This is a genomic window from Paenibacillus sp. J22P218, assembly GCF_056269195.1.
The window spans coordinates 302116-314459 of record NZ_JBWDNL010000006.1; the positions used below are offsets into that span (position 1 = coordinate 302116).

A 12344-nucleotide genomic window follows, 5' to 3' on the forward strand; every position below is an offset into this window, starting at 1 on the left:
TTCAATTTTGCTTAGTTTTAGTTTCATTTTAGTTTCATTTATAAACCCGCCAATAAGGAGCATAATGGATGGCCATTCGCAAAAAAGTGACTTTACAGCATATCGCCGACAAGCTTCATTTAACCGTCCATACGGTATCGAAGGCGCTTAGAGGCTTGCCCGGCATGTCAGAGGAAACCCGGCATGCCGTCAGGCAAGCCGCTAATGAATTAGGCTACCGGACCAAAGAGCAGGAGCGGAGCATGTCGCTTGACGGCATTCCGCTTTTCCCATCAAAGTCACGCCGATTTATTATGTTGCTTGCCACCGGACAAGACATTGCATTAACGATCCATCAGCCCTTGCTGGAAGGCATTCAGAGCAGACTTGCCGAGGTTGGCCACAAGATCGAGCTTTGTTTTGTACCCGATGGCCTAAGCAGCGATGAACGCTTCTCGTCGTGGTTATTGCAAAATGAAATCATGTATGCAGACGGGATCTTTATTTCTCCGCTGATCCCAGCAGCGATTGAACGCCAACTCATTGCACTTGCGCTGTCTCGGATTCTGTTGAATTTCCCGCCGTTCGGCGCGAAGATTGACAGCGTAATTTGGGATGTATTCAACGCTATGCAGCAATCTGTCGATTACTTAGTTAAACGCGGACATAACAAAATCATGTACATAGGGGATGTGAAGAGCAGGCGAGGATATAAGCTTAGATGGATGGCGTTTCGCGACAGCATGGACGATCTCGGAATCGAGGTCAACCCGGATGAGCATATGCTTCGTTCTGACGTTTCGTTAGAAAGTTGGACGGAAAGCTGGCTTGATCATGTAAAACGATACGAGCCTACAGCGTTCATCTGCGCAACCGAGCTAGCCTTAACTCGGACTTATCTGGCGTGTCACGCGGCTGGCAAGCGGATTCCCACCGATTACTCGATCGTATGCCTAGAACCTAACGTGCAGGGTGGACTGCCGGATATTGCTAGGCCTGACCTTCCGATCCGTGAAACCGGCTGCCGTGCAGGCGATCGGATGATTTGGCGAATCGCCAATCCATCGCTCCCCTACGAGCATATCCGTCTGCAAGGCGACTTCGATCCAGGCAGCAGCATTCGGCATTTAAACAAATAAAGAAGAGCCATCCCGGCTGCCTGCGGCAGTCATCGGAATGGCTTTTTTTCGCGTCGCTATTGGGTAGAAAAGCTCATCACCATTCGGCGATGCTGCCGTCTTTGTGGCGCCATACGGGGTTTCTCCAATTATGCCCCACGGCTGCCATTTGCCTAACATGTTCCTCGTTGATCTCGATCCCCAAACCCGGTCCCTGAGGGATCTTCACATAACCGTCCTTATAGTCGAACACGGAGGCGTCTGTAATATAGTCGAGAAGATCGCCGGTTTCATTGTAATGGATGCCGAGGCTTTGCTCCTGAATAAACGCATTATGGGCCGTCGCATCCACCTGCAGACAAGCTGCGAGCGCGATCGGGCCAAGCGGACAATGCGGCGCCAATGCGACGTCGTAGGCTTCCGCCATCGCGGCAATTTTTTTGCATTCGGTAATTCCGCCTGCATGAGACAAATCCGGTTGTATAATATCGACAACGCCGTCGGCAAGAAGCGTCTTGAAATCCCAGCGAGAAAACATCCGCTCTCCGGTAGCGATAGGAATGGAAGTGTGCTTAGCCAGCTCCCTAAGCGCCTCGTTATTTTCGGAAAGGACCGGCTCTTCAATGAACATCGGGCGGAACGGCTCCAGTTCCTTCGCCAAAATTTTGGCCATCGGCTTATGCACGCGGCCATGGAAGTCGATGCCGATGCCAATGGACGTGCCGCAGGCTTCCCGTACCGCTGCAATCCGGGCGACCGCTTCGTCGATTTTGTCATAGGAATCGATATATTGCAGCTCTTCCGTTCCGTTCATCTTAACAGCCGTGAATCCGGCGGATACGACCTTCTTCGCTTCTTCCGCAACCTCGGACGGCCGATCTCCGCCAATCCAGGAGTAAACGCGGATCGAATCCCGGCAAGCGCCTCCCAGCAGTTGATAGACGGGAGCATTATAAAATTTTCCTTTAATATCCCAGAGCGCTTGGTCAATCCCTGCAATAGCGCTCATGAGGATCGGGCCGCCGCGGTAAAAGCCGGAGCGATACAGCATCGACCAATGATCCTCGATTCGCATCGGATCTTTGCCGATCATATATTCCATTAGTTCGTGGACGCAGGCTTTCACCGTGTCTGCACGTCCTTCCACGACCGGCTCGCCCCAGCCTGCTATCCCTTCGTCCGTTACTATTCTTAGAAAAAGCCAACGCGGGGGTACTTGGAACAATTCATAGCTTTGAATTTTCATAATATCCTCCCAAAAATAAGTTTGTAGGCTTGCAGATGCTGAATAGTCTCAAATCTACTTTATGATTAACAGACCGATTCTAGCAATAGATAACTACAAAAAAAACCGGCCTTTCATCACGAAAGGTCGGTTTCCTAAACAACATATTATTTAATGATTTGAGCGAGGCCCTCGCTGATAGGAGTAAGCGGACGGCCGAGCAGCTTCTCGAAATCATCGCTTTCAATCTCAAGCGTGCCTTCGCGAATGCCTTGCTGGATGCCTACGAGAATAGGGAGGACGAAGTCGGGAATGCCCGCGCCCTTCATGATTTCCGCATATTTGGCGTCGTCGACTTGCAACACAGGCACGTCTTTACCCAGGACATTGCCTAGCACGGACACGAACTCTTCCTGCGTCAGCAACGGACCCGACAGCTCATAGACGGAATTGTCGTGTCCAGTTCCCGCCAATACGGCTGCGGCTGCTTCCGCGTAATCCTGCTGCAATGCCCAGCCCGCCTTGCCATTACCCGCGGATGTGACCCACGGCGCGCCGGCGATTACGCCTTGAATGCTGCCGATTTCATTTTCTAAATACCAGTTGTTTCGCAAGAAAGAATACGGAATGCCCGTTCGGATGATAGCCTCTTCCGTGAAACGGTGTACTTCGGCAAGGAACAGCTTGCTTTCCTTCGCATTTGGCGCGCTCGTATAGGCAATAAACCCGACCTGTGCACGCTCTGCTGCAGAAACTGCATTCGTATGCTGGCGAATTCGAGTTTCGGTATCCCCGTCTGCGGATATAATGAGCAAACGATCGATTCCCGCGAATGCCGTGTCCAACGATTCCGGTTTGTCGAAGTCGCCGTATCGAACGTCTACGCCTTTCGCCTTCAAGCCTTCCGCTTTCTCAGGATTGCGGACGCTGACCGCCAGCTCGTTTGCCGGTACGGTTTTCAACAGCGTATCTACGATTTTTGCTCCCAATTTCCCTGTAGCGCCAGTCACTAATAGTTTCATCTCATATTCCCTCCAAAAATGTATTGTTGTAATTACACTTGTTATAACAAAACTAGTTACAACAAATTCAAAAACAAAAGCTCCTAAAGAGCTTCCATCTAAGTAAACCTTGCGATAAGATCGTTCAAGCTCGTTTGAGCGAGCCTTTGTTCCAAAGCAGTCTGTGCTTCAATCAATTCCGATTGGAGCACAGCCTCAATATTCCGTCCAACCTGGCAGCGTATATTCGCATCATTATGAATCCGGAATAATTGATTTTCTTCGGTTACGTGAACAGCGCGATAAACATCTAGAAGCGTGATGTCTTCGGGTGCTCTTCGCAATGAAGCTCCTCCAACGCCCGGACGAACGTCGACTAACCCCGCTTTTTTTAGCATGCCCATAATCCTTCGAATCACGACCGGGTTCGTATTTACGCTGCCTGCTATGAAATCCCCCGTCAATTCGCCCGGGCTAACCGCAATCAGGGAAAGAGTATGAACAGCCATCGAAAAGCGCGTGCTAATCTGCTTCATGTTTACCACCACCGTTGTAATCATTATAGTTACAACTTTTCGTTTTGTCAAACGGGATGGAACAGATCTGATCTCTGCTCCATCCCGTTGCTTTTTCTTAAAGATTTAGAAGCTTGTAAATGACGGCTGCCGCTTGCGCGCGCGTCGCCGAAGCTTTCGGCTGGAAGCTGCCGTCCTCAAATCCTTGGATGATGCCCGTTGCGAACAAGCGATCTACCGCCTCTTTCGCATAAGATGCAATCTTCTCCTCGTCGGAGAAGGTTTGCCCAGAGGAATGGCTCGTATCGATTGCTAACCCGGCATACTGGAATGCGCGGGATAGCATAACCGCCATATCTTCGCGGGAAATCTCTTCTTTCGCTCCGAAGCTTCCATCCGACTTTCCGCTCACGATGCCAAGCCTGGAAGCCGTCGTTACGGCGTCAAAGTACCAATCGTCCTGATCCACATCGGCAAAGCCGCTTTCTGCCGAAGCGTTCTCTTTCAACTGCAGCGCATTGAGGATCAGCTCCACGAATTCGGCTCTCGTGACGGTACGCGATGGAGCGAAGCGATCTTGGCCGACGCCTTGCAGTACTTCCCTTGCCGCTAGCGATTCAATCATCGTGCGAGCCCACGCCGCTTGATCCAGATCAGTGAACGATACGTCTACATAGGCTGCCGCATAACGTCCGCCCGATCCCGGCTGGAACTTTAGAACGCCTTGCTCGTATTTGACGTTTTTCACAATTTCCAGTTCCCCGTTATCCATGATGCGGTATACGATCAATTGATGCGTTTTCTCCCCTTGTAGCGGAGTATAGTCAATTTCCACCGTAACCGGATGGCTCGGACCGAACGTTTGAACGTCCTTTCCATCTACTTTCATGCCGATATCGAATACGATATCCCCTTTGATTCGTTGTTTGGCCGAGTCCGCTATTTCCGTCTCATTGACAGAATGAATAGCAACTTCAACCGTTTGCGAGTCAGCCCCTATAACGCCTTCGTTCGCTTTGGCGGGTAATCGCACCTTTACTCTGCCCCACTTGACAGCCAGCTCCCTATTGCCGGTATTGTCAGCCAGCTCCTTCACCGGGATCACGATCGTTGTTCCTTCTGCTTCCGTTCCCGACTCCGACTTCACTTCAATCGTAATCGTATCGGATTTCGCCGACTTAATTGCTTCCGCGATATCCTCGGGGGAAAGGCTCACGACGAGCGTTCCATCCTCATTTGCCTTGCCGGTAGCTGTGATGGCTCCGTCCTTCACTTCGACAGGAGCCTTATCCGGTTCAGGCTCGGGGGACGAATCGCCCCCGACGCTACCGTTGCCGCTGTTACTGGCAATCTGTACGCTAGCTTGAACATTCAGTGTATAGGTTGCCCATTGGTCGCCGGTTTGACCGACCTTTATTTGATCCAGCGTAAAGGCGGCCGTACCTTTTGCCTTGGAGGTAAATTTAACTTTGCCTAATACGAGATCTCCATTGTCGCCTGCGGCATTGCCAAGCTTTGTATATACTGCCCGCAGATGCCCGCCGCTTAACAATTCGGGATTCACTATCGTACTGAAACCGCTCAAATTCGTTGTGAACGAGCTGCCGACCGGCGTCACCAACGCAGGATCGAAGCTTAGATTAAGCTCGTAGGCAACCATGGCCTGAACGTTGCGGGCCCGAATCTCCACCTCGATTTGGTTCCCGACAGTTACTTTCGATTTAGAAACGGCGATATAAAAATCGGGTCCCTGCGCTGCGAAGGATGCTGTCGGCCATAGGGTGCATAGCAATAGCATAACTAGTCCGATTGTCGATATTCTTTTTTTCAATCCACTGCACTTCCCTTCTAATTGCGTTTATCCCAAAATCAATGCTGCCAATGCACGCAAATCTTCAATGTCGATGGCGTTGTCATGGTTCAAGTCCGCTTTCTTGTACGAGTCCCAATCGGCATCGGAATTGTTTTTTCCATAGTAGGACGCTGCCAATAGGGCCAAATCCCCAACCGTAATTACACCGTCGCCGTTCAAATCGCCTGTCAGTCGCGAAATAACGAGTGCTTCAAATGTTTCAACCGCTTCATTCAATTCAACTAGCACTTGATCCACTTCGGTTTGTGTCGCCGCGTTATTGTTTTGCACCTCAATCGCATTATCGATTGCCGTCTCCAGAACTGCCCTTGAGCCTGCCGGATATTGCCCTGCCTCGTTCCCCTCAACAGCGGAATCATGCAGGATTTGAGCATTCGCGATTGCTGCTTCCAAGGCTGTTTTCGAAACTACCTCGATATCAAAGTCGTAGATGATGTCATCCGTTACCGCAGTTTCAAGTCCTGCTCCGTCCGCTAAAATAACATTCGATAGGAACACGCTGCCGGTCGCGGCTTGATCCAGTTGCTTCGCCTTAAACCTCACCTTCAGAATATCGATAGGACTGCTCTGTCCTTGTTCCTCCAATAGATCAACCGCGGTAAATCTGATTTGTCCCGGCGTATCCGTATTCGCAGCCAGGATGGAGAAACCTGCCTTCAACGGTTCGTAAGAAACAAACTCGATCTGCTCCGGATCATAATTAAAGGTGAAATCTTGCGCATAGACGCTTTCGGTTACCGTATTTTGTCTCAGTGCAACGTCGAACTCTTGATTGAAAACAACGCTTCGCGGTCCCGATAAAAATACGGGTGTTGTCGCCGGAAGACTAAGCTCCAAAGCGTCAACCGCTGCTTGCAAAGCGTCCAAAGCTTCGGTAACCTGTTGCTCCGTCGCTGCTGTGTTATCGCGAACAATAATAGCTAGAATCAACGCTTGCTCGAGATCGCTCCAACTGGCTGCCGTGTAATCGTCCTCGTAAAGCTCTTCAGCAGCTTCTATAGCCGCCTCCAATGCGGTACGATCCACCGTAATGACATACGCTTTCTCCAGCACTTCGCTGCTTTCGCCGTCTACGACGGCAATGGCCTTAAGCGTTACTTCCCCGATAGGCAATGCAATCGATTCCGTATAAAACGTACTGGAAGAGTCAGGCGTGCTTCCGTCCAATGTATAATAGATCTCCGCAGCTTCAATCTCGTGAGTGAGCGTCACTTGCTGCGGATAGAGATACGCGCCCGATTCCAAATCAGCGCTTGGCAAGATCACCTCTAACGGCTCGGCCGACTTGGCGTAGATTTCCACCTCGACGAGCCCGCTTCCCCAGCTGTTGCTTATGGCATTGTTGTTGACGCGCCTTACCTCGTTCACTTTGAGCTTCACGTACCGATAACTGCCGCTTAGCTTATCGGAATTGAATCCTGCCCATGTATTGGCATTGTTGTCGACGAGCTCCGTCCAGTTCGTATGATCAGTGGAGCCGTAGATCTGATACTTATGGTACATTTCCGAACCGTTGTATAGCCTGTAAGCTACGTCGATCCGCGATAAGTCGTAGATATCTCCCAGATCTACCGTGTATTCGTAAGGACCGACTAACCCGCCGAAGAAATGGGTCGAATCGCCGGAGGTCCTTAAATTGTAGGCAATGCCGTCATTGGCGTTTTCGATTCCGCCCACCGAGTCATTGTTCGTGATTGTCGCGCTCTTGCCTTGCGATACGAGCTGTACCTGCGGGAACTGCACGCTTCCGGTCGTCGCATTCAGTTTCCAGCCCGTCGTGTACGTAATCGAAGCTGTTTGCTCCGACTCGTCGAACGAAATCGGCAGCCACACGTAGCGCGAGTCGGACAGCTGTCCCGAGCGCCATCTGTCTCCCATGTAAACGTACGTATTTTCACCAGATTCATTGACTAATTTCATAATGTTGGTCGGCTGGCTGTAATACGTGCTGTTGTTGCCGAACGTGTATTTCTCAAGAATCAAACCGTTTTCTTTGACGGGAGTCCAGCCATTGGGATCTTTAAGATCCGCCGTATAGCTGATCGTTCCTTGGTTAGGCAGCCATCCCGATTGACCCGAGGCAGCCATATAGTATCCGTCATCGCCGCGCACGACCGCCGGCGCTTCCCGTCCTACATCGTTGTAGAAGCTGTACGATTCGAATTCGACTGCTTTCGTTGCAGGGTCGCTGAAGTCGTAGGTCGTAAAGTCGACGTCCGTATACTCATCATTGAGTCGGTGAACCCTCATCGAATGTCCTTCCGCCGATACGAGATAAGCCGTGCCGTCATCATCGGCGAATACCGTGAAGTCGCGCGATAAATAACCCATTTGAGTCTCATCGTTTTGCACGCTTGTCGGAACCGATACCTTCACGCCGCTCGTCTTGTAATATTCCGAATCGGAGAAGATGCCGCCGTCGCTGCGCCAGTTGCGCAAAGTGCCGCCCGGACGCCAATGCCCCAGGAACGTGTACGGTCCTGCCGGAGAATCCGCGGTCGCTACCGCGATTTGACTGCTCGCGTAGCTGTTCGCCGTTTCCCAATGGCCATAAAGAACGTATTTACTCGTTTTTTCGTTGTATAGCAGCTTTGGGCGCTCCCATTTGTTATCCAACAGACCGAATTCCGCGCCCTCTACCGTTTCGTTGAAGGAATCGATAATGTCGCCTTCATAAGTCCAGTTGACCAAGTCGCGCGATGAATACAATGCCACGGCGTGGAAGACGGCGCTGTTATGAATCTTGTTTTCTCCCACCCAGTAATAGATCGGCTTGCCGTCGCCGGCAGTCTGCTGCAGGAAACCGCCGCCATGAGCTTGGATCGGATTTCCTTCGGTATCGTACCACGTTTCCCCTACCGGCACGCCTGCGGAGGAATAATCAACCACATTGCCCGGCTGAACGGTCAGAGCCCATTTGAAAGCTTCTTCGATCTGCAGCACTGCGCGGTCTACGGTCCACTGCGTCGCGGAATTATCCGCCAATACCGCCTCCGCGTTATCAAGCGCACGCGTAATCTTTTTCCAAGTTGCGTTCACATAATCGGCTTGCACCGTATCTTTTTTGTCGTCGTATTTTGCCTGTAGCGCCGATTTATCGATATGCGGGGTTCCATACACCGCCAGTTCGATAATACCGTCGGCCCAAGTCGCGACTTGTCCGTTATGCACGTTGATAATGCTGCTTACGGTTAAGCGGACATACCGGTAATGGCCAGTGTCGGTTATCGGATTCGTAACGAAGCCGACGACATTGTTGGCCGATCCGTCAACGAGCTGCGTCCAGTTCGACTTGTCGGCGCTGCCTTCCAGCTTGTAGCGATAGACGGCGTCCGAACCGAGCACCACGCGGGTCGTCAGATTAATTTCGGACAACAAAGCATTTTGCTCCAAATCAATGACGATATTGTAGCCAAGAGCGCTATGCTGAACGCGCGGCGCTGTCGCCAAGTCAGAACCGTCCGTCACTGCTTTCGCATCAAGTCCTTGCGAATCGGTCGCATTTTTCCCCAGGGAGAGATATTGCCCCGCTTGAACCGGAATCATCCCGTAGACAGGATCCAGATCCAGCTGCTTGAACCAGTCGGCTGTCGCAATCCCGTTATGGAACACCATAGGGGCCAACCTCGCATAAGTGCCCATCGGATCCTTATAATTGGTTGCATACTGCGCTCCCCAGTGGAATCCGTTCTGAGCGTAGGCGACTTGTCCGCTCGTCCCCGTCCACTTCCCTACTCCATTGGCTTGGGTAGCGAAGGATGAACCATTCCCGATCGGGCGCAGCGGCGTCCACTCCCCGTCTAAAGAAACAGCTGAAGCGTATTCGCCCTGGCTCGGATACCAGCCGTTGGCCGTGGAGCCGAAGAAATAATAACGTCCTTCGTGCTTAACGACAGTAGGCGACTCTTTATGCTTATCAATGAAAACCGTATTTATGATTTCAACGGGCTGCTCCCAACCCGAGTCCAATTTGAGAATCGCGATATCGCTGTTATTGCGCGTGGCGAACAAAATATACGCCGTTTGGTCATCGTCCACGAAAATCGACATGTCCCTCGAATCGTTGTCAAACGGACGACCTCTGTAAGTAGAAGCAAAGTCGCCGCCGCCCGGAGTGACCGAACCGATGAAAATGTGCGCCCTCGTATAGCCGCTGCTTGCTTCCTCGTGGGCGGTCAAAATCACTTTGCCCGTATTCGGATTCCATGTATACCCGGCACCTTCGACCCGCATATCTTCGAAAGAACCAAGCAGGCGATCGTTGCCGTAAGTTCGTCCATCGATTCCCGTCATCTCGTAGATGCCGGTCGTTACAATGCCCGTTTCTTGGTTGGTCGATGCTCGATACGCATAGTGGTACCACGTATCGCCGACTTTCACCCCGTAGGTATCGCCTGCGCCCAGACTGTCCGCTCCGGTATAGTTGTTCTTCTTCTTCGTGATTGCCGAAGGATCGTACGAGAACGTATGCACCGTATTGGTATCGGCAAGTCCCACTTGGGCGCCGCCGCTGATCGCCTTGACGGTATAGACGTAATCTTGATCTGCTTCGAGACCATAATCATCCATCGTATCGCCCGTCGTCCGATCGATCCATTTATTGCCCCGATACACTTCGTAATAGCTTGCTCCCGCGATCTCCGGCCAAGAAACTTTGACGTTATTTACCGTTGTCTGACCGTCCAATCTGAACGCGTTCGCTGTAGCCGACCACTGGCTGCCGTAATAATTAACGGTTACGGTTTCGCTGCTGTTCCCGTTCGGAGCTATGGCGGCCGCTTTAACCGTCGCGCCGCTTACCACTTCAAAGGGGCCCGTGTACGGCGTGCTCTCGAGGGTAGGCTCCGTTCCGTCGGTCGTGTAATAAATAAACTTGTTGCCTGCCGGATGAGAAATCGTAACGGGACCATAGATTTGTCCCGAGGCAGGCGATATTCGAGGTAAAATATTCGTCACTCTGTACTCGATAAGATCATCCTGCGTGAGCGCTTTGTTGAAAATTTGGTAGTTATCGATCAAACCCGCGTAATATTCGCCCGAGCCCCAGTTGCCTTTCCCGATCTGGAGGATGCCGCCAGTCGCCGTCAAAATATTCGTCAAGCCGTAGCTGCTTGCCACCGTTGATTTAAGCTCGCCATCGATATAAATTTTGCTGTCGGTCGCCGTGAGCACCACATCCACATGCTTCCACTCCGTGCCGCTGCTTCCTTGCGCGCTCGCCGGACGCGTGCCGCTGTTAGAATAACGTTCCACGGTTAAGGAGGACGTTCCGTCAATAATGGCAACGTAACGCTCGTTCTGGTACGTCTGCGCCGTCGTGTTCGGGGCGGCGAAGAACGTCCAGCCGCTGCCTCCGGCCGTCTTGCTGTCATAAGAAATCGTCAGCTCGCTAAGTCCGGCAAGGAGCGGCGATCCATCGGTTTTGGTTGCATTCAGCCAGAAGCCGCTGCTGATATTGGCAGCCTTCCCGTTGCCTTCAAACGAATCGGCATAACTTGCCGTGCCTTGAGCAGCCGCTTTCGCTCCTCCTCCCACAAGCCCGTTAGTTGCGTCGTCGAAATTAAAATTGGCAATGATCATATCGCCGGCATCATATGGCGGTACCGTTACGTTGTAGGACTGGCTGTAATCAAACCAATTCATCGTCAACGTTACATCCTTTGGAGTCGTGCCCTTTGCCGGGCGCGTCACCGTGCCTGTGCTTGCGTCGATCACAGCGTTGTCGCTTGAGGTCCAGGTCAGATTGGCATCGCGAACGAGCGATAGATTGCCGCGAACGACCTGACCATCTGTCAGCGGCTTCAAAGCGAGCAAGTCGTTCCATGCAAAGCTCCGAATTTCATTCGCCAAAACAAGCGCGTCATCCCCATCCAGAACATCGTTGAACACGCGAACATCGCGGTAGTGCGAGTCCAGATTGGAGAAAGTGCTGATCGTGCGGTTGAGACGGAATTGCCCGTTGCCGATCTCGTCGGCCCCGATTCCGTTCGATGCTACCTCCGCTGCCTTTACCCCGTCAACCCAGACAATCAGCTTGCCAGTGCCGACCGTACCATCCAGCGAAATGGCATAGTTGTGCCACATATCGACTGCCGGTGCCGGGAATGACGCCACTACGGAATCCGTTCCGTTCCGCTTCAGGACGACGGCGGCCGTTCCGTTGCCGTAGTAAGGCCGGAGCGTGATATTGGTATCATTGCTAGCGCCATAGGAAAAAAGCGTGTTTTGCGCAGTAGTTGTACGCGTCTGCGTCTTGTTCAGCTTAATGTCCAGCGAAAAAGACAGTTTTCTTCCCGTTACGGGTGTTCCCGGATTGGTCCCCGCTATATGTCCATTATTCGCATTCCCCGGATTCACTAAGGAAACATAATCCGTGCGCCAGACTACCTCGCTGCCGCTCAAGCTCTGGCTTGCATTAAGCTTGTTCGTATATTGATAGGTACTATTGAGCGGGTAATGAGCCACCATGCCCGCCAGCTCGTCCGCTTCGGCCGCGCCGACTTCATGCAGCGGCGGCAACGTGCCTAAGACTATGCTCAATATGAACAGCATAAGCATTTGCCTTCTAAGCTTTTTCCTAGCATTTTTCCATCGTCCAGATTTCATAATCATTCTCCTCGTTTTGTTTTTTCC

The 12344-nt window shown here is 51.8% G+C and carries 6 protein-coding genes; 1 reads left to right on the forward strand and 5 read right to left on the reverse strand.

Annotated features, from left to right (window positions below; all coding sequences use genetic code 11):
- Positions 1-68: 68 nt before the first annotated feature.
- Positions 69-1118, forward strand: coding sequence for a LacI family DNA-binding transcriptional regulator (locus AC0YN0_RS25045; protein ID WP_475823698.1), 1050 nt, complete (start codon positions 69-71; stop codon positions 1116-1118).
- A 76-nt stretch (positions 1119-1194) separates the two neighbouring features.
- On the opposite strand, the gene dgoD is transcribed toward AC0YN0_RS25045, so the two are convergent.
- From dgoD to AC0YN0_RS25070, 5 genes are all read right to left on the reverse strand, one after another.
- Positions 1195-2343 carry a galactonate dehydratase gene (gene dgoD, locus AC0YN0_RS25050; RefSeq protein ID WP_475823699.1) on the reverse strand — a complete coding sequence of 383 codons (1149 nt, stop codon included), beginning with the start codon at positions 2341-2343 and terminating at the stop codon, positions 1195-1197.
- A gap of 146 nt (positions 2344-2489) precedes the next feature.
- On the reverse strand, positions 2490-3344 hold the full coding sequence (locus tag AC0YN0_RS25055) for an SDR family oxidoreductase (RefSeq protein ID WP_475823700.1): 855 nt from the start codon (positions 3342-3344) through the stop codon (positions 2490-2492).
- A gap of 98 nt (positions 3345-3442) precedes the next feature.
- Positions 3443-3859 carry an Rrf2 family transcriptional regulator gene (locus tag AC0YN0_RS25060; RefSeq protein WP_475823701.1) on the reverse strand — a complete coding sequence of 139 codons (417 nt, stop codon included), beginning with the start codon at positions 3857-3859 and terminating at the stop codon, positions 3443-3445.
- A gap of 97 nt (positions 3860-3956) precedes the next feature.
- The gene (locus AC0YN0_RS25065; protein WP_475823702.1) at positions 3957-5669 is read right to left on the reverse strand and encodes an S-layer homology domain-containing protein; all 1713 of its coding nucleotides are present in this window, start codon (positions 5667-5669) and stop codon (positions 3957-3959) included.
- Positions 5670-5696: 27 nt separating this feature from the next.
- A complete protein-coding gene (locus AC0YN0_RS25070; RefSeq protein WP_475823703.1) occupies positions 5697-12263 on the reverse strand; it encodes a chitobiase/beta-hexosaminidase C-terminal domain-containing protein in 6567 nt (2188 codons plus the stop codon).
- Between the last annotated feature and the right edge of the window lie 81 nt (positions 12264-12344).

What these genes read in the sequence shown, in the direction of transcription:
- dgoD (WP_475823699.1), bottom strand. Translation starts at nt 2,343, where the DNA reads ATGAAAATTCAAAGCTATGAATTGTTCCAAGTACCCCCGCGTTGGCTT.
- AC0YN0_RS25060 (WP_475823701.1), bottom strand. Translation starts at nt 3,859, where the DNA reads ATGAAGCAGATTAGCACGCGCTTTTCGATGGCTGTTCATACTCTTTCC.
- AC0YN0_RS25045 (WP_475823698.1), top strand. Translation starts at nt 69, where the DNA reads ATGGCCATTCGCAAAAAAGTGACTTTACAGCATATCGCCGACAAGCTT.
- AC0YN0_RS25070 (WP_475823703.1), bottom strand. Translation starts at nt 12,263, where the DNA reads ATGCTGTTCATATTGAGCATAGTCTTAGGCACGTTGCCGCCGCTGCAT.
- AC0YN0_RS25055 (WP_475823700.1), bottom strand. Translation starts at nt 3,344, where the DNA reads ATGAAACTATTAGTGACTGGCGCTACAGGGAAATTGGGAGCAAAAATC.